Genomic DNA, 25,249 nt, shown 5'->3' with positions numbered 1-25,249 from the left:
CCCACGGCCCGACGTGATCCGGCACACGGGTCTCAGCCGCCGTCCGTCGAGTGGCCGGGAAAGAGGTGCGCCGCCGGGTCGATCGCCACGGCCGCGTTGTTGACCGCCGTCGCCGCCTCGCCGAAGCCGACCGCGATCAGCCGCACCTTCCCCGCGTACGACGTGATGTCACCGGCCGCGAAGACCCGCGGCAGGCTGGTCCGCATCGCCGTGTCGACCACCACGTGGTGGTGGTCGAGCGCGAGACCCCAGCGCTCCAGCGGCCCGGGGTCCGCGACGAAGCCGAGAGCGGCCACGATGTGCTGCACGCGCAGCGTGCGCATCGCTCCCCCGACCTCCAGGTCGACCTCCTCGACGTGACGGCTGCCGCGGACCGCCGCGACCTCAGCCGGCGTCACGACGTCAACCCCGGCCGCGCGAGCCTGGGCCAGCAGCGCGGCATGAGCCCGGAACGTGTCGCGGCGATGCACCAGCGTCACCGAGCGCGCGACAGGTGCCAGGTGCAGCGCCCAGTCGAGGGCGCTGTCCCCGCCGCCCACGACGAGCACGTCGGCATCGGCGTACCTGCCGAGGTCCGTGACGAAGTGCTCGACCCCGCGTCCGCTCCACGCCTCGCCCGCGACCGGGAGCAGCCGCGGCCGGAACCTGCCGATGCCGGTGGTCAGGAGCACGGCGCCCGCCGAGACCGACGTGCCGTCCTCGAACGCGACGTCGACCCCGTCCTCACGGGCGTCGAGCGTGGTCGCCACCCTCCCCAGCAGGTAGACCGGGTCGGCGGTCGCCGCCTGACGGACCAGCCCGTCGACCAGGTCGGTGCCGCTGATGTCAGGGAAGCCCGCGACGTCACGGATCGGCTTGTGCGGGTACATCGCGGTGATCTGGCCACCGAGCTCGGGCAGCGCGTCCGCGAGCGCCACCCTCAGCCCACGGAAGCCCGCGTAGTAGGTCGCGAACAGACCGGCCGGCCCCGCCCCGATCACGAGGAGGTCGACGTCGTGGTGGAGCGGTCCGGTGCTCACATCACGATGGTCGCACTACGTCGTCGACTGTCGGCGCTTCCCGCCTCATGGCGCCCGCTCACCTGGTCGCCTCGAGCATCTGGCGGAGCTCCTTCTTCAGCTCGGAGATCTCGTCGCGCAGCCGCGCGGCGACCTCGAACTGCAGCTCCGCCGCCGCCGCCCTCATCTGGTCGGTCAGCTCCTGCACCAGCTGGGCCAGGTCGCTCGTCGGCAGTCCGGCGGTGTCGGGGACGTCCTTGTGGAGCTTCGACAGGTTGGGCGTCGGCGACTTCTTCTGCGCGTCCGACTTCTGCCAGTCGGCGAGCAGCTCGTCGGTGGACTCGGCCTCCCGGGCCAGCATCTCGGTGATGTCGGCGATCTTCTTCCGCAGCGGCTGCGGGTCGATGCCGTGCTCCTCGTTGTACGCGACCTGGATCGCGCGGCGGCGGTTGGTCTCCTCGATCGCCGACTCCATCGACGGCGTGATCTTGTCGGCGTACATGTGGACCTGGCCGGAGACGTTGCGCGCCGCGCGACCGATCGTCTGGATCAGCGACTTGTCGGAGCGGAGGAAGCCCTCCTTGTCGGCGTCGAGGATCGCGACCAGCGAGACCTCCGGCAGGTCGAGACCCTCGCGGAGCAGGTTGATGCCGACGAGGACGTCGTACTCCCCCAGCCGCAGGTCACGCAGCAGCTCGATGCGCTTGAGCGTGTCGACCTCGGAGTGCAGGTACCGCGTGCGGATGCCGGCGTCGAGGAGGTAGTCGGTGAGGTCCTCCGACATCTTCTTGGTCAGCGTCGTGACCAGGACCCGCTCGTTCTTCTCGGTGCGCAGCCGGATCTCGTGGATCAGGTCGTCGATCTGTCCCTTCGTCGGCTTCACGATGACCTCGGGGTCGACCAGGCCCGTCGGACGGATGATCTGCTGGACGACGTCGCCCTGGACCTTGTCCAGCTCGTAGTTGCCCGGCGTCGCGGAGAGGTAGACGGTCTGCCCGATCCGCTCGAGGAACTCCTCCCAGCGCAACGGCCGGTTGTCCATCGCACTCGGCAGCCGGAAGCCGTGGTCGACGAGGTTGCGCTTGCGGGACATGTCGCCCTCGTACATGCCGCCGATCTGCGGCACCGCGACGTGGGACTCGTCGATGACGAGCACGAAGTCCTCGGGGAAGTAGTCGAGCAGGCAGTTGGGCGCGCTCCCCCGCTCGCGGCCGTCGATGTGCATCGAGTAGTTCTCGATGCCCGAGCAGGAGCCGACCTGCCGCATCATCTCGATGTCGTAGGACGTGCGCATCTGCAGGCGCTGGGCCTCGAGCAGCTTGCCCTGGCGCTTGAAGGTCTCGAGCTGGTCGTCGAGCTCCGCCTCGATGCCGCGGATCGCCCGCTCCATCCGCTCGGGGCCCGCGACGTAGTGCGTGGCCGGGAAGACGTGCAGCTCGTCGTCCTCGGTGACCACCTCGCCGGTCACCGGGTGCAGCGTCATCAGGCGCTCGATCTCGTCACCGAAGAACTCGATGCGGATCGCCAGCTCCTCGTAGACCGGGAAGACCTCGAGCGTGTCACCGCGGACGCGGAACGTGCCGCGGGTGAAGGCCATGTCGTTGCGCGTGTACTGGATGTCGACGAGGCGACGCAGGATCGCGTCGCGGTCGTGCTCCTGGCCGACCTTGAGCCGCAGCATGCGGTCGACGTACTCCTGCGGGGTGCCGAGACCGTAGATGCAGGAGACCGTCGACACCACGATGACGTCGCGCCGGGTCAGCAGCGAGTTGGTCGCCGAGTGGCGCAGCCGCTCGACCTCCTCGTTGATCGAGGAGTCCTTCTCGATGTAGGTGTCCGTCTGAGGCACGTACGCCTCGGGCTGGTAGTAGTCGTAGTAGCTGACGAAGTACTCCACCGCGTTGTCCGGGAAGAGGTGGCGCAGCTCGTTGGCGAACTGCGCTGCCAGCGTCTTGTTGGGCTGAAGCACGAGCATCGGTCGCTGCACCTGCTCGGCCACCCAGGCGACCGTCGCGGTCTTGCCGGTGCCGGTCGCGCCGAGCAGCACGACGTCCTGGACACCGTCGTCGAGGCGCTTGCTGATCTCGGCGATCGCGGCAGGCTGGTCGCCCGACGGCTCGAACTCGGAGATCACGCGGAACGGCGCGACACGCCGCTCCAGATCGGTCACAGGTCGCATGCCGCCAGCGTAGTTGTCACCACTGACAGCCCTGCGCCCGCGCGGTCACGCAGGCATGGCTAGATTGAGGCCCGTGAGCCGAGCCACCGCCCTCGAACGCGCCGCACGCCATGCGCGCCGCGCCCTGCTCACCATCGTCGGGATCCAGGTCATCCTCGCGATCTCACTGACGCTGGTCGACTCCTACCGGCGTCGCAACAAGAAGCCGAAGCCGTTCCCCGTCACTGCGCCGATGGAGGTCGAGGTCGGCGGCGGCACGGTCACGACGTACACCTACGGGCAGGACCTCTACGAGGACATGCTCGCGGCCATCGACTCCGCCGAGCGGCAGATCCTCTTCGAGACCTACATCTGGAAGGACGACGAGATCGGCCAGCGCTTCAAGCAGGCGCTCGTGCGAGCCGCCCGCCGCGGCGTCGCCGTCCACGTCATCTACGACGGCTTCGCCAACCTCGTCGTGCCGCCGTCGTTCAAGCGCTTCCCGACCTCGATCAAGGTGCTGCGCTACCCCGTCTACAACGCCGGCCTCCGCTTCTTCGACCTGCGGCACTACGGCCGCGACCACCGCAAGATCCTCGTGGTCGACGACGCCGTCGGCTTCGTCGGCGGCTACAACATCGGCTCTGCGTACGCCACCGAGTGGCGCGACACCCACTGCAGGATCACCGGCCCCGGCGTGTGGGACCTACAGCGCACGTTCGCCGACTTCTGGAACCTGCACCGCAAGCGCCGCTTCCGCGCCAACGAGCGCCCCCTGCTCCTGGAGACCGCGTCCGAGTGGGAGCCCCGGATGCGCTTCCACCGCAACATCCCGACGCTGTGGAGCTTCCCCATCCGCTCGATGTACCTCGAGGCGATCAACCGCGCCACGAGCCGGGTCTGGATGACGCACGCCTACTTCATCCCGGACGCCAACTTCGTCGACACGCTGCGCGAGGCCGCGCGGCGCGGCGTCGACGTCCGCATCCTGCTGCCCCGCAAGTCGAACCACATCGTCGCCGACTGGATCTCACGGGGCTACTTCGCGCAGATGCTGGAGGCCGGCATCCGGATCTTCCGCTTCCGCGACGCGATGGTGCACGCCAAGACCGCCACCATCGACGGCAGCTGGTCCACCATCGGCACGGCGAACGTCGACCGCCTCAGCATGCAGGGCAACTACGAGATCAACGTCGAGATCATCGACCGCGACCAGGCCCGCGTGATGGAGACGATCTTCGAGACCGACCTCTCCAACTGCGCCGAGCTCACCATGAACGAGTGGGAGTCCCGCGACATCTACCGTCGGTTCACCGAGGCGATCCTCGGCCCGCTGCGCCCCCTGCTCTGACCTGCGGCCACCCCGGCGTCCTGCGCGGGGCACTGCGCCCCTCGCGAGCCCGCCCGCTCGGCCGTCGGCCCCGGGCGAGGGCAGCGGACCGAGGTCAGCGGACACCGCGCAGGCGTGAGCGATGCCCACACGCTCACGCCGTGAACGGCCTCGCGGCCGCGCGGGCACGGGACGTGCCCGGAGGCGAAGACGGCCGAGGCCCGGTCCCCTCGCGGGGGCCGGGCCTCGGGTGGTGCAGCTGTCGCCTGCGCTCCGTGTCAGCGGTTGATCGGCGGAAGCGCGTGGTTCGCACCACGCCACCGGGCGGGGTTCGAGCCACAGTGGCCGTTGCGGTAGAGCGGGTTCGGGTCGATCTTCGTCGGAGCGGTCTTCGGGCCGCCGTAGTCACAGAGCGACTCGCCGTCGAGGTACGCACGCAGGTACCAGTTGCCGCCACGGATGCTGGTCATCACCTTCCCGAGCGAACCAGGCGTCACCTGGGCCAGGGCCCGGAGGCTGGCGTCGCGGTCGGCCAGGATGTCCGTGGTGGCGTTCAGGTTCTTCAGGAGCGCCGGCAGGATCGGGCCGAGCTCGTCCACGAGGCTGCCGAGGACCTTCAGGTCCGCCGGCGTGGACTTGAGGATCCGCTGGAAGGTCGGGTCGAACTTCACCAGCCAGGCGGTCAGCGACTTCGCCGACTTCGAGAAGTTCTCGAGGTCCGCCTGGTGACGGGCGAGGATCTGGTTGACGGTCACGCCGTTGTTGAGGAGCTCGTTGGTCTTGCCCCACGAGTCGTCCAGCGTGGAGACCAGCTGGTTGCTCGAGGTGAGCAGCCGGTCCAGGTCGTCACCACTGTCCTTGACCGCCGCGTTGAGCTCGGTCATCAGGACCTTGACGTCCTTGTCGTTGATCTCGTCGAGGAGGTTGTCCAGGTTGTCGGCAGCCGACGCGACGGTGATCGGCAGGGAGACCGCCTCGGCGTTGATCTCGTCGCCGCCCTTCAGGTACGGGCCCGAGGCCGACTGGGGCGAGAGGTCCAGGAACTGCTCACCGATCGGCGACAGGCTGACCACCTTCGCGGCGACGTCCTTCGGCACCTTGGCGCCGTTGCGGAACGTCACCGTCGCATCCGGGCCGTTCTTGCCGACCCTGATGTCGGTCACCGTGCCGACGCTCACGCCGCGGTAGTTGACGGCCGAGCCCTTGAACAGGCCGCCGGTCTGCGACATGTGGACCGTGATCCGGTCCGGCGCGCCCGTGAGGGGAAGCTTCAGCACCGCGGTGACCATGTACGCCATCAGCAGCAGGAAGACCGTCACGAGGGCGACGAAGCTGAGCGTGAGCTTGTCGAACTTCTTCAGCATCAGAGGCCTCCAATACCCAGGCCGAGCAGGCCACCGCCGCTTGAACCACCACTAGTTGTGCCACCACCGAGGAGGCCGCCCGTGCCGCCGAGGAGGCCGCCGGTGCCACCCGTCGTACCGCCGGAGGTGCCGCCCAGGTTGCCGCTGGTGAGGCCGCCGAGCAGCGCGTCGGCGCCGAAGTGGGCCACCGCGTAGAGGTTGGCGTAGCTGGGCCGTGCGACGTTGCGCACGAGCGGCGCCGCCGAGCGCAGGTTCGCCAGGGCGGACAGGATCGCGTCGCTGTTCGCGTTGATCGTCTGCAGGACGGGGCCGAGCTCCCTCACGACCTGCTCCACGTTTCCGCGGTTGGCGTCGACGATCCGCTTGGCCGTCGCACCGAGCTTGTTGGCCTCCTTCAGGAGGGCGACGAGCTGCGGCGTGTTGTCCGTGAGCGTCTTGGCCGCCGGACGGATCTCCACCAGCGCCTTGTTGATCGTGTCCTGCCGGGCGTTGAGCGTCTTGGACGTCGCCGCGAGCGCCGTGAGGATGCGGTCGATCTGGCGCTGGCTGCCCGTGACCGTCCGCATGAACGTGTCGAGCTTGGAGATCAGCGCATGCGTGGTCGGCACCCGACCGTCGACGGCCTTGTTGAGCTCGGTCACGATCGTCTCGATCGACCCGAGGCCACCACCGTTGATGAGGAGCGATGCCGAGGCCAGCGCGTCCTCGACCGACGGAGCGGTCTCGGACTGCGTGCGCGCGAGCATCTCGCCGCCCTTGAGCGGCGTGCCCGTGGCCGACGGCTCGATCTGCACGTACATCTCGCCGAGGGCGGTGGTGTAGCGCAGACGCACCTTCGCCTGGTCGGTGAGGTGGGTGTCGTTGTGGATCTTCAGCGTGACGATGGCCTCGTAGTCCTTGGCCTTGACGGTGTCGACCTTGCCGACCGAGACGCCACCGATGCGGACGGGCGAACCGTCCGGGAGGTTGAGCGCGTCCGGGACGGCGAGCGAGACCAGGTAGCCGTCACCACGGCTGTTGTTGGCGCGGGCCAGGTCGCCGGCCGTGAAGCCACAGCCCGAGACGAGGAGGCCGACGCCGGCGAGCGCGGCAGTTGCGAGTCGGCCGTTCACAGCCCACCTCCCAGGATGTTGAGCAGGTCGTTGAGCGACGTGGTCGCATCGAGGCTGAGCGCGTTGCAGAGCGACGGCGGCAGCGCTGCGCAGATCGCGTTCGTCAGCGCGGGTGCCGGCGAGAGGTCCTGCAGCGGGAGCCGGACGTCGACGTAGCCCTTGTGGGTCACGGCACGACCGAGGTTGTCGAAGGCCAGCGGCAGCGTCTCCACGCCCTCGGCCAGCTGCGAGCTGTGCCGGAGCAGGTTGCCCGTGACCGTCGTGAGCCCGGTCAGCGAGGTCTTGAGCGCCTTGCGGTTCTCCTTGATGAACGCGGCCAGACCGTTGAGGGAGGCGGCGATCGACTTCAGCGCGGTGCCGAACTCCTCCTTCTCGTCGTTGAAGAGCGCCGCCGCAGCGGTGACGCTCGCAGCGAACTCGTCGATCGTGCGGCCGTTGGCGGCCAGCACCTGCGTGAGGGACGCCAGGTTGTCGATCGACGAGGAGATGTCACCGCGGTGGTCGGCGAGGGCCGTGGCGGCCTTCGCGACGTCGGTCAGCGTCTGGTTGGCGATCTCACCCGTGCCCGACAGCGACTTGGCACCGACGGCGATCAGGTTGCTGAGTGCGCCCGCCTTGCCGTCCTTGCCACCGAGGCCCTTCGTGAAGCGGTCGAGGGCGGCGATGATCTCGTCCCACTCGACAGGGGTCCGCGTCTGGGCCAGCGGGATCGTGGCGTTGTCGGCCATCTCCGCATCCCCCGAGTGGAACACCGGGGTCAGCTCGACGTACCGGTCCGTCGCGACCGAGCGGGCGACGATCAGGGCACCGGCGTCGGCCGGGACCTTCAGGTCCTTGTCGGTGATGCTGAGCTTGACCTTGACCTTGTCGCCGTCGGCCTGGATGTCGGTCACCTGGCCGACGGGGACGCCGAGGACACCCACCTGGTTGCCCACGAAGAGGCCGGCGGTGTCATCGAAGTACGCCGTGATGGTGCGCGAGCCGTCCCCGAAGGGGAAGCAGGCGGTCGACGTGGCACCGGTGAGGGCCAGGGCCGCAATGGCCCCGACGATGCGGGAGCTCTTCGTCAGCACAGGATGCCCCTTCCGCACGAGGCTGCGTCGGGCAGCAGGCCACCCGGGTTGGAGAGGTTGACCCAGGGGCCGCCACCGGTGGCGTTGGAGACGTAGCGACCGGCGATGGCGAGGTTGTCCACCGCGCGACCGATCGTCTTGTCGCTCGCCTTGAGCGTGCCGATCACCAGGTTGAGGTTGTGCAGGATCGGTCCGAGGTCGGCCCGGTTGTCCTGGACGATGCCGTTCAGCTGGGTGAACAGCGTGCTCACGTCGGCGAGCAGGCGGTGGATGGCCGCCCGGCGGGAGTTCAGCGTGTCGAGGATCAGGTCCGACGCCTTCATCAGCGCGATGATGTCGTCGCTGCTGTCGGTGAGCTGCCGGGAGACCTCGGAGGTCGCCTTGAGCAGGTCGCCGAGGTCGTCGCTGCGCTTCGCGACGAGCGCCGACAGGGCACCGACCTGCTGGAGGGCGGGCTTGACGTCGGCACCTGCGACGTTGAGCAGCTGCGCCATGGAGTTGAGCGACTTCTCGATCTTGTCCACGTCGAAGGCGTTGACCTCGGGCGTGCCCTGCTCGATGACGTCCTGCAGGTTGAACGGGACGCGCGTCTGCGAGACCGGGATCGGCTTGTCGCCGATGTCGCCGGCACCGCCGGGGACGACAGCCAGGAAGTGCGTGCCGAGCAGGGTCGCGACCTTGACCTCGAGGCGGGTCTGGTCACCCAGCTTGATGTCCTTGTCGACCGTGAACTTGATGTCCACCTTGTCGCCGGCGAGCGCGATGCTCGTGACCTTGCCGACGTCGACACCGGCGACCTGCACCGGCTCCCCGGCCCGGAGACCACCCGTGTTGGCCAGCGATGCCGCGTAGCCGCGGGCACCGATGTTCAGGCGGCTCGCGCCGATGACGAGCGCGACCAGCATGGCCAGCGCGCCTACGGCGACGAGGCCGGTCCGGTACTTGTCGTACTGGTAGATCGGCTTCACTTGCACACCTCCGAGTACGGACCGCTCGGGCCACCGATCCAGACAGTCGGCAGGAGCTGGCTGCCGTCCGGGCTGATCACGTTGAGGCCGAAGTTGCAGAAGTAGATGTTCAGCGCCGAGTAGTACGACCCGATCTGGGCGAGGTTGCCCGTGATGCTGCCGAGCGCGCTGACGCCCTTGACGACGTTGTCACGGTTCTTCGCGAGGATCCCCGAGGTCGTCTTGAGGGCCTTCACGTCGGTGCGCACGTCCGGACGGATCGTGCTCACCAGCTGCGAGGTCGAGGCGACCAGCGGTGCGAGGGTGTCGATGGAGGTGGCGAACGTGCCGCGCTCCTTCGCCAGGCCGCCCATCAGCAGGTTCAGCTGCTTGACCGTCGCGTCGAGGTCGTCCGAGTGGGCCGCGAGGTTCTTCAGCACCGGCGTCAGGTTGTCCAGGACCTGGGTGAAGGCCTGGTCACGCTGGGAGAGGAACTTGGCCGTCGAGGCCGTGGACTTGAGCAGCGAGTCGACGGCCGGGCCCTGGCCCTGCAGGACGTCGATGATGTTCTGCGCGAACTTGTTGACATCGGCCGGCTGCAGCGTGTCGAAGAGCGGCTTGAAGCCGTTGAGCAGCGCGGTGAGGTCGAAGCCCGGGTCGGTCATGCCGGCACCGATCGTCTTGTCCGGCGAGAGCTCCTGGCCCCGGTCCGCTCCCGCGGTCAGCGAGAGGTACCGCTGGCCGAGGAGGTTCTGGTAGCGCAGCTTCAGCAGCGTCGAGGAGTAGATCTTCTGGTCGTCGACGAGCTGGAAGGTCACCTGGGCCTGGTTGTCCGGGGTCACCTCGACACTCTCGACACGGCCCACCTTGACACCCGCGATGCGGACGTCGTCGCCCGGGCGCAGGCCCGAGGCGGAGGTGAAGTTGGCCTTCCAGACGTTGGCCTTGCCCTCGACGACGTTGCTCATCGTGTTGTAGAGCATCACGAAGAACACGATGCAGATCAGGGCGAAGACGAGGACCTTCGTCATCGTGGAGCGGAATCCGGTCATGTCAGCACCCCCGTCCGCGAACGCCGTTGTAGGTCGGGCACTGGGCGCGTCCGTAGTCGGCCGGCGTCGGCGAGACGACCGTCGCGTCCACGCGGATCATGGCGTTGTCCTTGACCAATGAAGCGAGCTTCCTTGCGAGAGAGCCGATGGCGACGACGCCGCGGACCAGGTCCGAGCGCTCGTCGTAGAGGGCGTCCACCACGATCGCCGTGTGGGCGAGCGTGTTGGTGAGGGCCTTCTCGTTGGCGGACAGCAGCGCGTCCGTCTTGGCCATCACCGGCGTGGCCGTGGAGACCAGCTTGTGGAAGTTGTCCTGGTTCTGGGCGAGGGTGCGCGCCGTCACGAGCAGGTTGTCCGTGGCCTCGAAGAGGTCGGGGGCCGCCTTCTGCAGCGCCTCGAGGTTGCCCGCGAGCAGGTCGAGGTTCTGCGTGACGAGCGGCAGCTTCGGGTTGAGCTTGCCCAGGTAGTCGTCGAGGCTGGTCAGCGTCTGACCGAGGGCGTTGCCCTTGCCGTCCAGCGCACCGGCGAGGCTGCCGAGCATCTCGGACAGCTCGGCCGGGCCGAGGGCGCGGACGACGCGGTCGAGGCCGTCGAGGATCGTCTGGAGCTCGAGCGTCTGCTTCGAGGTGTCCTGCATGATCCGGGCGCCGTCCTTCAGCCCACCGGTGGGGGCCGCCGGGCGCACCAGGTCGACGAACGACGTACCGAAGATCGACTGCGGCATGACGCGCGCGGTGACGTTCGACGGGATGTCGGAGGCGTACTTGTCGTCGATGTAGAGGCCCAGCTCGATGCCGCCCTCGGCGGCGCCGCCGGCGCCCTCCTTGAGGCTGTAGAGCTTGCCCACGTTGACGCCCTGGTACTTGACGTCGGCACCGTTGATCAGCGAACCGCCGGCGTTGCGGAAGACGGCAGTGGTGGAGATCCGGTCGGCGAGCGCGCCCTTCGAGATCGCGATCAGGCCGGCCAGGATCAGCGCGACGACTGCGGTGAAGATGATGCCGCGGACCATCAGGACCTTGGACGTAGGCGGGCGACCGTTGCCCGCCAGGACATCACGGATGTTCATGTTCTGCCTTCCTCAGCCCTGGATCCGGAATCCGGGGTCGCCGCCCCAGAACGCCAGGGTCAGGAGCATGTCGGCGATGACGATGGTGACGATCGAGGCACGGATCGCGCGACCGGTGGCCTCACCGACGCCGGCGGGGCCGCCGGAGGCGTTGAAGCCGAACCAGGCGTGGATCAGAGCCACCAGGAGCGCGAAGACCAGCATCTTGATCACCGACTTGATGACGTCGGTGGGCTGCAGGAACGAGTAGAAGTAGTGGTCGTACTGACCGCCGGACTGGCCGAACAGGTAGACGACCGCGAACTTCGAGGCGAGCCACGAGCCGAGGAGGCCGACGAAGTACAGCGGGATGATCGCGACCATCGCACCGATCACACGGGTGGTGATCAGGTAGTGGATCGGGTTGACCGCCATGACCTCGAGGGCGTCGATCTCCTCGTGCAGCTTCATCGAGCCGATCTGCGCCGTGAAGCGACAGCCGACCTGGCCACCGAGCGCCAGCGCCGCGACGAGCGGAGCGAGCTCACGAGTGTTGACCGAGGCGGAGACGAAGCCCGTGATGGGGGCGAGACCGATCAGCTCGAGGCCGTTGAAGCCCTCGATGCCGAGCGAGGTGCCCGAGGAGAGACCCAGCAGGATCATGATGCCGATCGTGCCGCCGCCGACGAGGATCGCGCCGGAGCCCCAGGCGATGTCCATGATCTGGCGGAGGACTTCCTTGCGGTAGTTCTTCAGAACGACCGGCACGGAGACGACGACGCTGACCATGAAGGAGGCGAGGTCGCCGGCACGGACGAGACCGCCCTTGAGAGCGGAGACTTGGTTCGTGAGCACAGCCATCTCCTAGGCCACCGACTGGGGGACGAGCATGACGTAGGCCTGCGTGATCGCCACGTTGACGATGGCGAGCGCGACGACGCTGATGACGACCGACTGGTTGACCGCGTCGGCCACGCCCTTGGCACCACCCGAGGCAGCGAGTCCCTTGTAGCAGGACACGATGACGGCGATGATGCCGAACAGCAGCGCCTTGAACTCGGCGAGCACGAGGTCGGTCGGCTGGGCGAAGGCGACGAAGCCGCTCAGGTAGGTGCCGGAGCTGACGTTGCCGCTCTGGACGTTGAGCAGGAAGCCGGTCGCGATGGCGGCCACGGCGACGACGATGTTGAGCAGCAGGGCGACGAAGATCGCGGCCGCGAGACGCGGCGCGATGATGCGGTTGACCGGGTTGATGCCCATGACCTTGAGCGCGTCGACCTCCTCGCGGATGGTCCGGGCGCCGACGTCGGCACAGATGGCGGAACCGACGGCGCCCGCGATGATCAGCGAGGTCACGAGCGGTGCGCCCTGGCGGAGGACGCCGATGCCGTTGACCGCACCGGCGAACGAGCCGGCACCGATCTGGTTGGCGACCGCGCCGACCTGGACGGAGACGATGATGCCGAACGGGATGGCGACCATGATCGCGGGCGCGAGGCCGACGCGGATCATGAACCAGCACTGGAAGAAGAACTCACTCCAGGAGAAGTTGCGCTTCACGACGTCGGAGCCGATCGCCATGAGCGACTCGATCGTGAGCAGCGACATGCCGCCCGCCGTCGTGACGCCCTTCTTGGCGCGGCCCGTCAGGTCATTGACGAGTGCGGTCACCGCGCTCATGAGAGCTGCCCCCCATCAACGGGGACACATGCCCTGATCCCTGTCACTTGCGCACTCCTCGACTCACACGATCCGACGTCAGCGCAGCGTAACGGCAATCACACCAGTGGTCACAGGAGTGACCAAAGATGGTGTTTACCGGTACCTGCTGGACTGCCTAACGCCCGAATGTGGCAGGGGTCACGGCCTGTCCACATCTCGTCCGGGCAAATGTCGTCTCGGTGCCATTCGCGGCCCGCGGCGCGGCTTCCCCAAGCCCGCCAGGGCCACCAGCGCCTGCACGCGGCCCCGGTGCGGACGCCACTCCTCGAGCAGGACGGCCAGGCCCGCGTCGTCGACCGGGGCGCCGGTCAGGGCCCACCCGATGTCCTTCGCGACGTGGTAGTCGCCGAAGCTGACCGCGTCGGCGTCGCCGAGCGCACGCGCCCGGACCTCCGCGCTCGTCCACACCCCGACACCCGGCAGCGACCTCAGCTTGCGGTCGGCAGCCTCCGGGTCGTCGTCGGCGATCCGCTCGAGCGCGGCAGCCCGTCCGGCCGCCACGACGACCGGCCGCGACCGCGCCGGATCGACGTGGAGCTCCAGCCACTCCCAGCTCGGCACCGCCGCGACGACGGCCGGCTCCGGCTGGAGCAGGAGGTCGGGCCCCTCCCCTGCCGGCGCGACCTCTCCGTGGCGACGCACCAGGCGCCTGAAGCCCGCGAACGCCTCCTGCCCCGTCACCTTCTGCTCGAGCACGGCAGGAAGGAGAGCCTCGAACACGAGGCCGGTACGCCCGATGCGCAGGTGCTGGTGGCGCCGGTGCGCCTCGACCAGGACGGGGTGGCGCGGCACGAACCCCGTCGGGTCGTCCAACGCACCGAGCATCGCCGGGAGGGCGTCGAGCACCCACGTCGCTCCCGGTCCCCACGCCCGCGCCTCGACCTCGCCCAGCCCCGGCCGCGGCCGGACCTCCAGACGCACCGGCCCCTCCGGCGTACGGAGGGCGCGCCAGTGGCTCCCGCCCTCGACCCGGTACGTCGGGTCCCCGGCGCCGCGGCGGGCCACCACGAGGATCTGCCCCGCCGGGCAGGGCCAGGCCGGGCGCCAGGTGCGCTCGGTCGCCGTCATGGGGCGAACTTACCGAACACGTATGTAACTGACTGTGACAACTTCGGCCTATGCTGCTGGCATGAGCACCTCGGAGCGCGTTGACGGCCGCCAGACCGACGGCCGGCGCACGGCTGCCGCAGCACGGCGCCGGGAGCGTCGTCGCGAGATCATCCGCGCGACCCGCGAGCTCTTCGACGAGCGGGGCGTGCGCGACGTGCAGATCGAGGACGTCGCCCGGTCGGTCGGCATCAACCGCGCGATCATCTACCGGCACTTCTCCGGCAAGGAGGAGCTCTTCGCGCTCACCATGTCCGGCTACCTCGACGAGCTCGAGGAGCGCCTCCGTGAGGCCGTCCGCAGCCGTCGCAAGCCGCAGACCCAGCTCGCGGCCGCCGTCGAGGCGTTCGCCGACTTCGGCATCGAGTTCCCGGCGTTCGTCGACTGCGCGCTGACCCTCATGCGCCGCCCCGGGCCCGAGCTGCTCGAGGAAGTGAGCGAGAGCGCGATGTTCAAGCTCGGTCGCGGCATCACCAGCTGCATGGAGCAGCTCGCCGAGGTGGTCCGGGCGGGCAACGAGAGCGGCGAGATGCGGGTCGAGGACCCCTACCAGCTGGCGAACACGCTCTACGCAGCCGGGCTCGGCTCGCTCCAGCTGGCGCGCCTCGGGATCACCGTCCGCCCCTCCTCCCGCGGCATCCCGACCGTCGTACCGCTCGCGCCGGAGCAGGTGAAGACGTACATGGTCGACGCCGCGCTCGCGCTCGCGAAGGCCTGACGCGCCCGGAGGAACGTCACGACACGCAGGAAGCCCCCGCCCGGCTGACCGGACGGGGGCTTCTCTCGTGCAGGTGGGATCAGCGCTCGACGATCGCGACGATGCCCTGGCCGCCGGCCTCGCAGAGCGAGACGAGCACGCGGCCCTTGCCCTTCTCCTTGAGGAGCTTGGCCGCCACCGGGAGGATCCGGCCGCCCGTGGCGGCGAACGGGTGCGCAGCGGCGAGCGAGGAGCCGTTGACGTTGAGCTTGGAGCGGTCGATCTCGCCGAGCGGCTTGTCGAGGCCGAGGCGCTCCTTGCAGAAGACCGGGTCAGCCCAGGCCTTGAGCGTCGAGAGGACCTGCGCGGCGAACGCCTCGTGGATCTCGTAGTAGTCGAAGTCCTGCAGCGTCAGGTTGTTGCGCTCGAGCATCTTCGCAACGGCGTACGCCGGGGCCATCAGCAGGCCCTCGTGGCCGCCGACGTAGTCGACCGCAGCGACCTCGAAGTCGGTGAGGTACGCGAGCGGCTCGAAGCCGTGGGCCTTGGCCCAGTCCTCGGAGGCGAGGAGGACGGCGGAGGCACCGTCGGAGAGCGGCGTCGAGTTGCCGGCGGTCATCGTGGCGGCCTCGCCCTTGCCGAAGACCGGCTTCAGCTTGGCGAGCTTCTCGACCGTCGAGTCGGGACGCAGGTGGTTGTCGCGCTCGACACCGCGGAACGGGGTGACGAGGTCGGCCTGCCAGCCCTCGTCCCACGAGCGGGCGAGGTTCTGGTGGGACTTCGCGGCGAGCTCGTCCTGCTCCTCGCGGGTGATGCCCCACTCGAGGGCCGTGATGGCCTGGTGGTCGCCCATGGCGAGGCCGGTGCGCGGCTCGCGGTTCTCCGGGGCGACGATGCCGAGGTCGCCCGGGCGGATGCCGAGGAGGGCCTTGACGCGGTCGCCGTTGGTCTTGAGCTGGTTGATCTTGATGAGCTTCTTGCGGAGCTTCTCGGAGATCGCGATGGGGGCGTCGGAGGTGGTGTCCGAGCCACACGCCACGCCGGCCTCGATCTGGCCGGTGGCGATCTGGAGGGCGACGATGTTGGCGGCGAAGAGACCGGTGCCGCAGGCCTGCTGCACGTCGACGGCCGGGGTGGCCGGGTCGAGCTTCGTCCCGAGGACCGACTCGCGGACCAGGTTGAAGTCGCGCGAGTGCTTGATGACGGCACCGCCGGCGACGAGGCCGAGCTTCTCGCCCTCGAGGCCGAAGCGGGTCACCAGACCCTCGAGCGCGGCGGTCAGCATCTCCTGGTTCGACGCCTCGGCGTAGACGGTGTTCGACCGGGCGAACGGGATGCGGTTGCCGCCGATGATGGCGACGCGGCGGGTCTTGGCCTGCATGGTCACTCCTCTAGAGGGTCTTCAGATGTCCCTATCCTTGCCGGTCGGGACCGGTGATGGAACCGTGTGAGTGCCAGATCACGAAATGTGGACACCCAGTTACACTTCAAGTTACATGATCCTGTCCGCGCGTCGGCCCGCAGGGCCGCCCCGCATGCCGCCTTTCATCCGAGATGAGGAAGCCACACCCATGACTGACCGCTACCAGAGCTTCACGAAGTCGTCGATCGGCAAGCTGCTGGTCAAGCAGCTCGGCCTCCCGAACCCGGTCGAGCTCGACCGCTACACCGAGGGCGCTCCGCTGGTGAAGGGCACCGTCCTCGTCGGCGGCGCCGGCAAGCTCGCCGGCTCCCTGCCCGCGACCCTCGAGGGTCTCGGGATCGAGTCCGCCACCTCGGTCGAGGACGGTGCGAGGTTCAAGGGTCTCGTCTTCGACGCGACCGGCTTCGACTCCGAGGCCGACCTGGTCCAGCTGCAGCAGTTCTTCACCCCCGTGATGCGCAAGCTCGAGAACTGCGCCCGTGTCGTCGTCATCGGCATCAACCCCCGCGAGGTCAAGGGCGGCGCCCGCATCGCCCAGCGCGCCCTCGAGGGCTTCACCCGCTCCCTCGGCAAGGAGATCGGCAAGGGCGGCACCGTCCAGCTCGTCTACGTGACCCCGGGCGCCGAGGGGGCGATCGACTCCACGCTCGCCTTCTTCCTCTCCCCCAAGTCCGCCTACGTCTCGGGCCAGGTCGTCCGCATCGGCACCAACGCCAAGAAGGCGCTGGCCAAGGTCGACATCGAGAAGCCCCTCGCCGGCAAGGTCGCCATCGTGACCGGCGCCTCGCGCGGCATCGGCGAGCAGATCGCCCGGGTCCTGCACCGTGACGGCGCGACGGTCCTCGGCATCGACGTGCCGCAGGCCGCCTCGGACCTGCAGAACGTCATGGGCGAGATCGGCGGCACCTCGCTGACCCTCGACATCACGCACGCCGACGCGCCGCAGCGCATCGCGCACTTCGTGAAGGAGCAGTTCGGCGGCGTCGACATCGTCGTGCACAACGCCGGCATCACCCGCGACAAGAAGCTCGCCAACATGGCCGAGGACCGCTGGCAGTCGGTCATCTCCGTGAACCTCACGGCTCCGGAGCGGATCACCCGCGAGCTCCTCTCCCAGGGCGCGATCAACAAGAACGGTCGCATCATCGGCGTCTCCTCGATCGCGGGCATCGCGGGCAACGTCGGCCAGACGCAGTACGCCGCCTCCAAGGCCGGCGTCATCGGCTTCGTCGACTCGCTGGCCGACGAGCTCAAGGACGGCATCACGATCAACGCCGTGGCCCCCGGCTTCATCATCACCGCGATGACGGCCGCGATCCCGTTCGCCACCCGCGAGGTCGGTGCGCGCCTCAACGCCATGCAGCAGGGTGGCCTTCCGGTCGACGTCGCCGAGACGATCGCCTGGTACGCCTCCCCCGCCTCGACCGCCGTCACCGGCAACGTCGTGCGCGTGTGCGGCCTGATGATGCTGGGCGCCTGATGACCGAGACCCGCGTCATCCAGGGCACCGCGGGTGCCGGTGCGATGCTGAAGGCCGTCCTCCCGACGGTCCCCGGCGTCAACCAGCTCCCGGGCGTGAAGAAGACCTCGAAGGACCTCCCCGACCTCGTGCTCCGTCGCGAGGGCCTGGAGATCACCCGCGAGGCCGTCGCGCCGTACGCCGCCATCGCCGGCTTCCCGACGAAGGACGTCGCGCCGCTGCCGTACGTGCACAACCTGGCGTTCCCGCTGCACATGGCGCTCCTGACCGACCAGTCCTTCCCTTATCCCGCGATGGGCCTGGTCCACCTGGAGAACTCCATCTCGCAGCTGCGTCCGATCGCGTTCGGCGAGAAGGTCGACGTCGAGGTGAAGGCGGCCAACCTGCGGAAGTCCACCAAGGGCAAGGCGTTCGACATGCTGACCACGGTCAGCGTCGGTGGCGAGACCGTGTGGGAGGAGACCTCCACGTACCTCCGCGTCGGCGGTGGTGACAAGGAGAACGGCGACCCCGGCATGTCGTTTGCCGATGTCGAGTCGACGGGGGCCGTCTGGTCACTCCCCACGGACCTCGGACGCCGTTATGCAGCCGTGTCGGGCGACCGCAACCCGATCCACCTGTACCCGCTGACCGCCAAGGCGCTGGGCTTCAAGGGGCACATCGCTCATGGCATGTGGACCCTGTCCAAGGCAGTGGCCACGCTGGAGGCCCGACTTCCGGATGCCGTCCGGGTGGACGTGGCGTTCAAGACGCCGATCTTCCTGCCGGGCAAGGTGCGCTTCGGCGCGGTGCCGGTCGAGGGCGGCGTGGACTTCGCGGTGACCAACCCGAGGAACGGCGCGCCCCACGTGCTCGGACGTACCCGGGCGCTCTGACCGCTGGACGACGAGACGGCCGCGACTCCCTCGGGAGTCGCGGCCGTCTTCATGTCAGCTGGTGTCAGCGGCGCAGCCGGATCAGGCCCTCCTGCGCGGTGCTCGCCACGAGGCGGCCGTCTGCGGTGAAGAGCCGCCCGATCGCCAGGCCGCGCCCCTGGGAGGCACTCGGCGACACCTGGTCGTAGAGCAGCCACTCGTCGGCACGGAACGGGCGGTGGAACCACACCGTGTGGTCGAGCGAGGCGGCCTGCATGTCGGGCTCCGCGAACGACGTGCCGTGCACGACGAGCGCCGTGCCCAGCAGGGTGACGTCGCTGAGGTAGGTGAGTGCCGCCTTGTGGATCATCGGGTCGTCCGGGAGCTCGCCCTGCACCCGCACCCAGAAGCGCTGGCGCGCCGGGTGGTCGGGATCGCCCTCGAGTGCTCCGCCGGCGCGCGAGTCACCGGCCGCCCGCATGTCCAGCACGGACCACTCCTGCGCCAGCACCTCGACGTACGACTCGGGTGCGCGCTTGCGCAGGAGGTCGAGCGAGGCGGGGCAGTCCTCCGGCGCGGGCACCGGGGGCATGACGTCCTGGTGGTCCAGCCCCTCCTCCTGCACCTGGAAGCTCGCGGTCAGGTAGTAGATGGGCCGACCGTGCTGGCGCGCCTCCACCCGGCGGGTGGCGAACGAGGAGCCGTCCCGGATCCGCTCGACGTCGTAGATGATCGGGACGTTGGGGTCGCCGGGCCGCAGGAAGTAGCTGTGCAGCGAGTGCATGGTCATGCCCGCGGGCGCCGTCCGCTCGGCGGCGATCATCGCCTGGCCCGCGACCTGCCCGCCGAAGACCCGCTGGAAGAACGTGATCGGCTGGCGTCCACGGAAGAGGTTGACGTCGATCGTCTCGAGGTCGAGCAGGTCGACCAGCTCGGCGGCGGAGGTGGGCATCAGTCGTCGCCTTCCGGGGAATCGGGAACGTCGGTGGTGGTGTCGGGCCCGTCCAGCCCCGCCAGGAACTTCTCGAACTCCGCCCCCAGCTCCTCGCCGGTCGGGATCGGCTGGTCCGTCGCGAGCAGGCTCTCGTCCACGCCGCGCTGGAACGCGTCGTACTGCTGCTCCATGCCGGCGACGAGCTCGGCGACGTCGGGGTTCTCCGCGAGGTGCTCGGCGATCTCCACGCTGCGCCGCTCGGCAGCGACCTTCAGCGCGTCCAGGTCGAAGGTGAGGCCCGTGGAGTCCTCGACCCCGGCGAGCAGCGCCCGTGCGGCCTCGGGGTACTCGCCACCCTGGACGTAGTGCGGGACGTGCGCCACCCAGCCGGTCATCGGGTGGCCGCTCTCCCCCAGCCGCACCTCGAGCAGCGCCTGCGCGGACGACGGGATGCGCAGCTCGCCACGCCACTGGTTGGCACGCAGCAGGAGCTCGCGGCGGTTGGCGTGCTGGGTGACCGCGAGGGGCCGGGTGTGCGGCACCGCCATCGGCACGGAGCCGAGGGAGACCACGAGGGCGACGTCGAGCGCCTCGACCACCTCGCGGACCGCACCGACGAACGCCTCCCACCGGTTGTCCGGCTCGGGCCCCGACAGCAGCAGGAAGGCGCGGCCGGTCACGTCGCGCTGGACGCGGACGACGAGGCGCGGGGCGTCGTAGGACTCGTAGTGGTCCTCGACGAAGGAGATCGCCGGACGGCGCGCGCGGTAGTCGTGGAAGGCGTCGACGTCGAAGGTCGCCACGACCGGGCCGGCGCCGCCGGCCTCGAGGTGGTCGACCGCGAGAACCGAGCCGTTGCCGGCATCGAGGAACCCGTGGAGGGCGACGACGAGCACCGGGTCGTCACCGAGATCGGTGACGTCGTCGACGATGTGCACGAAGCGGTTGGACCCTGCCATTCCGCGCCTCCTCGCAGTACGTTCAGTTGCGCGTCGAGCCTAGTGGCTCACGTCTCGGGCACTGCGCCTGCCCCGTTCGGTTACTGGCGGGTAGCATCGTTCCGACACCCACGAACAATTCGAGGAGATCCTGTTGTCCCGACAGCTCCGCGACGTCGTCTTCGTTGACGGCGTTCGTACTCCGTTCGGCCGGTCCAAGGGCCAGTACGCCGAGACCCGTGCCGATGACCTGGTCATCAAGTGCATGCGCGAGCTCCTTCGCCGCAACCCGAACCTGCCGCCCGAGCGCATCGACGAGGTCGCCATCGCGGCCACGACGCAGATCGGCGACCAGGGCCTGACCCTCGGCCGCACCGCCGGCATCCTCGCGGGCCTGCCGAAGACCGTCCCCGGCTTCGCCATCGACCGCATGTGCGCCGGTGCGCTGACCGCCGTCACGACCACCGCGGGCGGCATCGCCTTCGGCTCGTACGACGTCGTCATCGCCGGCGGCGTCGAGCACATGGGCCGCCACCCCATGGGTGAGGGCGTCGACCCGAACCCGCGCATCATCTCGGAGAAGCTCGTCGACCCCGAGGCGCTGGCCATGGGCAACACGGCCGAGAACCTGCACGACCGCTACCCCGCCATCACCAAGGAGCGCTGCGACGCCTACGCCGTCCGCTCCCAGCAGAAGGCGGCCGCGGCGTACGAGGCCGGCATCATCCAGCCCGACCTCGTCCCCGTCGCCACCCGCTCCGCCGAGGAGGGCTGGGGCCTGGCGACCACCGACGAGCCGATGCGTCCCGAGACGACCATGGAGTCGCTCGGCAAGCTGAAGACCCCCTTCCGCTCGCACGGTCGCGTCACCGCCGGCAACGCGGCGGGCATCAACGACGGCGCCACCGCCGCCCTCCTCGCGGCCGAGCCGGTTGCGAAGGAGCTCGGCCTGGAGCCGAAGATGCGCCTGGTCTCCTTCGCCTTCGCGGGCATCGAGGCCGAGTTCATGGGTGCCGGCCCGATCCCGTCGACGGAGAAGGCGCTGGCCCAGGCCGGCCTGACCATCGACGACATCGACGCCTTCGAGATCAACGAGGCGTTCGCCGTCCAGGTGCTCTCGCTCCTCGACCACTACGGCATCGCCGACGACGACCCGCGCGTCAACCCGTTCGGTGGCGCCATCGCGTTCGGCCACCCGCTCGCCTCCTCCGGCGTCCGCCTGATGAACCAGCTCGCCGCGCAGTTCAAGCAGGACCCGAGCAAGCGCTACGGCATCACCACCATGTGCGTCGGCCTCGGCCAGGGCGCCACGGTCATCTGGGAGAACGTCAACTGGAACGGAGACGCGAAGTGAACGACGTCATCACGCGCGCCGAGGCGCTCCGCTCGGAGTCCGAGGTCGTCACCAAGGCCAAGCTCCGGAAGGTGACCCTGCCGGGCACCGCCGGCGTCATGGGCCTGATCACCCTCGACAACGGCTTCGACCACACCAAGCCCAACACCTTCGGCCCGGGCTCCCTGCTCGAGCTGAACGCCGCCATCGACGCCGCCCTCGCGGACGACGAGATCGCCTCGATCGGTGTCACCGGCAAGCCGTTCATCCTCGCCGCCGGCGCCGACCTGACCTCGCTCCGCGCGGCTGGCTCCGCCGACGCGATCCGCACGATCGCCGAGCTCGGCCACTTCGTGTTCGGCAAGCTCGGTGACGGCGGCAAGCCCTCCTTCGGCTTCATCAACGGCCTCGCCCTCGGCGGTGGCTTCGAGGTCGCGCTCAACTGCACCTACCGCACCGTGCTCGACTCCATCCCCGCTGCCGGCCTTCCCGAGGTCATGCTCGGCCTGGTCCCCGGCTGGGGTGGCGCGTGGCTGGTCCCGAACCTGATCGGCGCCGCCGGTGCCGTGAAGGTGGCGCTGGAGAACCCGCTCAACCAGGGCAAGGTCCTCAAGGGCCAGGAGGTCAAGGACCTCGGCCTCGCCGACGCCATCTTCCAGGGCGCCGACTTCCTCGAGCAGTCGCTCATCTGGGCCGCCTCGGTGCTGACCGGCGAGACCGCCGTCGTCCGCCCCGAGGTCGACCGTGGCAAGGCCTGGGACGACGCCGTCGCCTGGGGCCGCATGGTCGCTGCGGGCAAGACCGGCGGCAAGTCCGTCGCGGCGACCCGCCTGCTCGACCTGATCGAGGCGGCGAAGACCAACACGAAGGCCGAGGGCTTCGCGCTCGAGGACCAGGCGCTGGTCGACATGGCGCAGACCCCCGAGCTCGACGCGTCGCTCTACTCCTTCGACCTGGTCCAGAAGCGCGCCAAGCGTCCCGCCGGTGCTCCGGACAAGGCGCTGGCCCAGAAGGTCACCAAGGTCGGCATCATCGGCGCCGGCCTCATGGCCTCGCAGTTCGCGCTGCTCTTCGCCCGCCGCCTGAAGGTGCCGGTGGTCCTCACCGACCTCGACCAGGAGCGCGCGGACAAGGGTGTCGCCTACGTCCACGGCGAGATCGACAAGCTGGCCGCGAAGGGCCGCATCAACGCGGACATGGCGAACCGCCTCAAGGCGCTCGTCACCGCCGAGGTCGACTACGAGAAGGCCTTCTCGGACGCCGACTTCATCATCGAGGCCGTCTTCGAGGAGATCGGCGTCAAGAAGACGGTCTTCGCGAACGCGGAGAAGGTGGCCCCGGCCAACGCGGTCTTCGCGACCAACACCTCGTCGCTGTCCATCACCGAGATGGCCGCCGACCTGAAGCACCCGGAGCGGGTGGTGGGCTTCCACTTCTTCAACCCGGTCGCGGTCATGCCGCTCGTCGAGATCATCAAGGGCGAGACCACCTCCGACGAGGCGCTCGCCACGGCGTTCGCGACGTCCAAGGGCCTCGGCAAGACCTCCATCCTCGTGAAGGACTCCCCCTCCTTCATCGTGAACCGTCTCCTCGGCCGCTTCATGGGCGAGGTCGCCAAGGTCGTCGACGAGGGCACCCCGGTCAAGGACGCCGACGCGGCGTTCGCCGGCCTCGCGCCGATGCCGCCGTTCGTCCTGCTCGGCCTGGTCGGCCCGGCGATCGCGCTGCACAACAACGAGACCCTCCACCGGGCCTTCCCCGACCGCATGTACGTGTCGGAGAACCTCAAGAAGGTCGTCGAGGCCAAGATCGGCTCCTGGTACGGCGCCGACGGTGAGGTGGCCCCCGAGGTCGCCGCGCTCGTCACGACGCCGGAGAACCCGGTCGTGAAGAGCACCGACGAGGTCCGCACCCAGGTCCTCGAGGCGCTCGCCGACGAGATCCGCCGCATGCTCGACGAGGGCGTCGCATCGGCTCCGGAGGACATCGACCTGGCGATGATCATGGGTGCCGGCTTCCAGTTCTGGAACGGCGGCATCACGAAGCTCCTCGACCGCGAGGGCGTTTCGGAGAAGGTCACGGGCGCGAAGTTCCACGCCTGATCCAGCAAGACGCCGACGCCCGCCGACCCTCACGGGTCGGCGGGCGTCGGCGATTTCCTGAGCGGTCAGACGCTCAGCGCGCCACGTCCACCACCGCCGGCTCGTCGTGGAGCCCGACGCGGCTGTGCCGGTAGCCGTAGGCCGCGTAGATCGCGGAGCCGAGCACCATCCAGATGCCGAAGCGCAGCCACGTCTCGCCGCTGAGGTTGAGCATGAGGTAGAGGCAGACCAGTGCCGCCACCACCGGGAGCACCGGCGACAGCGGCACGCGGAAGCCGCGCTCGAGGTCGGGACGCGTGCGGCGGAGGACCGGCACGGCCAGTGACACGAGCGAGAACGCCGCGAGGGTGCCGATGTTGACCATCTCCTCGAGCTTCCCGATCGGCGTGAGCGAGGCGACGAGGGCCACGATGACCGCGATCCCCACGCTGATCCGCAGCGGAGTGCCCGTGCGTCCGCTGACCCTGGCCAGCCCCTCCGGCATGAGGCCGTCGCGGCTCATCGCGAAGACCACGCGCACGGCACCGATCATCAGGGTCATGACGACCGTGGTGAGGCCCGCTACGGCGCCGGCCGAGATCAGGGTCGCGTAGCCGTCCTTGCCATGGGCGATGAAGGCCCGCGCCAGCGCCGCCTCGCGGTCGATCTGGTCGTACCGGACCATGCCGGTGATGACCAGCGCCACGGCGATGTAGAGGACCGTGCAGATGGCCAGCGAGCCGAGGATGCCGATCGGCAGGTCGCGCTGCGGCCGGCGGGCCTCCTCGGCCGTCGTCGCGACCACGTCGAAGCCGATGTAGGCGAAGAAGACGACGGACGCGGCCGAGACGATGCCGAGGACGCCGTACACCTGCGGCTGGATGCCGAACAGTGACTGGACCAGCGGCGTGTGCAGCCAGCCGCCCGATGCCCCCGCGGTGCCGGCGGCGTCCGGGACGAACGGCGCGTAGTTGCCCGGGTCGATGAGCGAGATGCCCGTGACGATGATGAAGAGGACGATGAAGAGCTTCACGGCGACGAGCACGAGGTTGACCCGCATGCTCTCCTTGATGCCGTAGCAGACGAGCGCACCGAGCGCGGCGACCATCAGGAACGCCGCCAGGTTGAAGCTCCCCTCGGGCCCGAGCCCGGCGGGCCAGGTGACGCCGACCTGGCCGAGGAACGTGACGAAGTAGGTGCTCCAGCCCTGCGCGACGACGCTCGCGCCGAGCAGGCACTCCAGGAGCAGGTCCCAGCCGATGATCCAGGCGACGAGTTCGCCGAGCGTCGCGTAGGAGAAGGTGTACGCCGATCCGGCGACCGGCACGGTCGAGGCGAACTCGGCGTAGCAGAGCGCGGCGAGCGCGCAGCAGAACGCGGCGATCAGGAACGAGAACACGACGGCCGGACCTGCGTAGTCGGCCGCCACGCGACCGGTCAGGGTGAAGATGCCGGCGCCGATGACGACACCCACCCCGAAGACCGTGAGGTCCAGGGCGGTGAGGGTCCGTTTCAGCTGGTGCTCGGGCTCGACGGTCTCGGCGATCGACGCCTCGACGGACTTGGTACGCAGGACGTTCATGCAGGCGACGTTAGCG

Annotated in this window: 21 protein-coding genes; 6 read left to right on the top strand and 15 right to left on the bottom strand. The window is 69.2% G+C overall.

The genetic code is table 11. The features are described from left to right. Window positions 1-32: 32 nt before the first annotated feature. Entirely contained in the window at window positions 33-1,019 is a 987-nt protein-coding gene (locus Q5722_RS14165; RefSeq protein WP_305028909.1) for an NAD(P)/FAD-dependent oxidoreductase, read from the bottom strand. Between the two features lie 58 nt (window positions 1,020-1,077). Continuing rightward, window positions 1,078-3,177 (bottom strand): excinuclease ABC subunit UvrB, encoded by a 2,100-nt coding sequence (gene uvrB, locus Q5722_RS14160; RefSeq protein WP_305028908.1) that lies wholly within the window; start codon window positions 3,175-3,177, stop codon window positions 1,078-1,080. A 73-nt stretch (window positions 3,178-3,250) separates the two neighbouring features. On the opposite strand from uvrB, the gene Q5722_RS14155 reads away from it, so the two are divergent. Further along, window positions 3,251-4,507: a phospholipase D-like domain-containing protein gene (locus tag Q5722_RS14155; RefSeq protein ID WP_305028907.1), complete on the top strand. Its 1,257-nt coding sequence runs from the start codon at window positions 3,251-3,253 to the stop codon at window positions 4,505-4,507. A 257-nt stretch (window positions 4,508-4,764) separates the two neighbouring features. Here the strand turns inward: Q5722_RS14155 and Q5722_RS14150 are convergent, their stop codons facing one another. From Q5722_RS14150 to Q5722_RS14110, 9 genes are all read right to left on the bottom strand, one after another. Beyond that, window positions 4,765-5,850: an MlaD family protein gene (locus Q5722_RS14150; RefSeq protein WP_305028906.1), complete on the bottom strand. Its 1,086-nt coding sequence runs from the start codon at window positions 5,848-5,850 to the stop codon at window positions 4,765-4,767. Then, a complete protein-coding gene (locus Q5722_RS14145; RefSeq protein WP_305028905.1) occupies window positions 5,850-6,962 on the bottom strand; it encodes an MCE family protein in 1,113 nt (370 codons plus the stop codon). Before Q5722_RS14145 ends, Q5722_RS14150 begins: the two co-directional genes overlap by 1 nt. Further along, window positions 6,959-8,035: an MCE family protein gene (locus Q5722_RS14140; RefSeq protein ID WP_305028904.1), complete on the bottom strand. Its 1,077-nt coding sequence runs from the start codon at window positions 8,033-8,035 to the stop codon at window positions 6,959-6,961. Before Q5722_RS14140 ends, Q5722_RS14145 begins: the two co-directional genes overlap by 4 nt. After that, complete coding sequence (locus tag Q5722_RS14135; protein ID WP_305028903.1) at window positions 8,029-9,003, bottom strand: MCE family protein; 975 nt, start codon at window positions 9,001-9,003, stop codon at window positions 8,029-8,031. The genes Q5722_RS14140 and Q5722_RS14135 overlap by 7 nt, the downstream gene beginning before the upstream one ends. After that, entirely contained in the window at window positions 9,000-10,034 is a 1,035-nt protein-coding gene (locus Q5722_RS14130) for an MCE family protein (RefSeq protein WP_305028902.1), read from the bottom strand. The genes Q5722_RS14135 and Q5722_RS14130 overlap by 4 nt, the downstream gene beginning before the upstream one ends. A 1-nt stretch (window position 10,035) precedes the next feature. Continuing rightward, window positions 10,036-11,103, bottom strand: a complete 1,068-nt coding sequence (locus Q5722_RS14125; protein WP_305028901.1) for an MCE family protein — start codon at window positions 11,101-11,103, stop codon at window positions 10,036-10,038. A gap of 12 nt (window positions 11,104-11,115) precedes the next feature. Next, window positions 11,116-11,937, bottom strand: a complete 822-nt coding sequence (locus Q5722_RS14120; protein WP_305028900.1) for an ABC transporter permease — start codon at window positions 11,935-11,937, stop codon at window positions 11,116-11,118. Between the two features lie 9 nt (window positions 11,938-11,946). Further along, window positions 11,947-12,762, bottom strand: coding sequence for an MlaE family ABC transporter permease (locus tag Q5722_RS14115; RefSeq protein WP_305028899.1), 816 nt, complete (start codon window positions 12,760-12,762; stop codon window positions 11,947-11,949). A gap of 180 nt (window positions 12,763-12,942) precedes the next feature. Then, a complete protein-coding gene (locus tag Q5722_RS14110) occupies window positions 12,943-13,872 on the bottom strand; it encodes a DNA-3-methyladenine glycosylase family protein (RefSeq protein ID WP_305028898.1) in 930 nt (309 codons plus the stop codon). A 61-nt stretch (window positions 13,873-13,933) separates the two neighbouring features. On the opposite strand from Q5722_RS14110, the gene Q5722_RS14105 reads away from it, so the two are divergent. Then, the gene (locus tag Q5722_RS14105; RefSeq protein ID WP_305028897.1) at window positions 13,934-14,629 is read left to right on the top strand and encodes a TetR/AcrR family transcriptional regulator; all 696 of its coding nucleotides are present in this window, start codon (window positions 13,934-13,936) and stop codon (window positions 14,627-14,629) included. Between the two features lie 79 nt (window positions 14,630-14,708). On the opposite strand, the gene Q5722_RS14100 is transcribed toward Q5722_RS14105, so the two are convergent. Next, complete coding sequence (locus Q5722_RS14100) at window positions 14,709-15,989, bottom strand: acetyl-CoA C-acetyltransferase (RefSeq protein ID WP_305028896.1); 1,281 nt, start codon at window positions 15,987-15,989, stop codon at window positions 14,709-14,711. A gap of 190 nt (window positions 15,990-16,179) precedes the next feature. Here Q5722_RS14100 and Q5722_RS14095 point away from each other — a divergent pair, with 190 nt between their 5' ends. Beyond that, a complete protein-coding gene (locus Q5722_RS14095) occupies window positions 16,180-17,511 on the top strand; it encodes a 3-oxoacyl-ACP reductase (RefSeq protein WP_305028895.1) in 1,332 nt (443 codons plus the stop codon). Further along, window positions 17,511-18,386, top strand: coding sequence for a MaoC family dehydratase (locus tag Q5722_RS14090; protein WP_305028894.1), 876 nt, complete (start codon window positions 17,511-17,513; stop codon window positions 18,384-18,386). Before Q5722_RS14095 ends, Q5722_RS14090 begins: the two co-directional genes overlap by 1 nt. A gap of 64 nt (window positions 18,387-18,450) precedes the next feature. Here the strand turns inward: Q5722_RS14090 and tesB are convergent, their stop codons facing one another. Together tesB and Q5722_RS14080 are read right to left on the bottom strand one after the other, a co-directional pair. Further along, on the bottom strand, window positions 18,451-19,317 hold the full coding sequence (gene tesB / locus Q5722_RS14085) for an acyl-CoA thioesterase II (RefSeq protein WP_305028893.1): 867 nt from the start codon (window positions 19,315-19,317) through the stop codon (window positions 18,451-18,453). Continuing rightward, on the bottom strand, window positions 19,317-20,258 hold the full coding sequence (locus Q5722_RS14080) for a PAC2 family protein (protein WP_305028892.1): 942 nt from the start codon (window positions 20,256-20,258) through the stop codon (window positions 19,317-19,319). The genes tesB and Q5722_RS14080 overlap by 1 nt, the downstream gene beginning before the upstream one ends. Window positions 20,259-20,391: 133 nt before the next feature. On the opposite strand from Q5722_RS14080, the gene Q5722_RS14075 reads away from it, so the two are divergent. Both Q5722_RS14075 and Q5722_RS14070 read left to right on the top strand, forming a co-directional pair. After that, a complete protein-coding gene (locus Q5722_RS14075; protein WP_305028891.1) occupies window positions 20,392-21,591 on the top strand; it encodes a thiolase family protein in 1,200 nt (399 codons plus the stop codon). Next, window positions 21,588-23,672 (top strand): 3-hydroxyacyl-CoA dehydrogenase NAD-binding domain-containing protein, encoded by a 2,085-nt coding sequence (locus Q5722_RS14070; RefSeq protein ID WP_305028890.1) that lies wholly within the window; start codon window positions 21,588-21,590, stop codon window positions 23,670-23,672. The genes Q5722_RS14075 and Q5722_RS14070 overlap by 4 nt, the downstream gene beginning before the upstream one ends. A gap of 73 nt (window positions 23,673-23,745) precedes the next feature. Here the strand turns inward: Q5722_RS14070 and Q5722_RS14065 are convergent, their stop codons facing one another. Continuing rightward, window positions 23,746-25,233: an amino acid permease gene (locus Q5722_RS14065; RefSeq protein WP_305028889.1), complete on the bottom strand. Its 1,488-nt coding sequence runs from the start codon at window positions 25,231-25,233 to the stop codon at window positions 23,746-23,748. Between the last annotated feature and the right edge of the window lie 16 nt (window positions 25,234-25,249).

The organism is Nocardioides jiangxiensis (genome assembly GCF_030580915.1).
Lineage (GTDB): Bacteria > Actinomycetota > Actinomycetes > Propionibacteriales > Nocardioidaceae > Nocardioides > Nocardioides jiangxiensis.
Note: the sequence above shows the minus strand (reverse complement) of the source record. Positions and strands in the feature narration are given on the sequence as shown.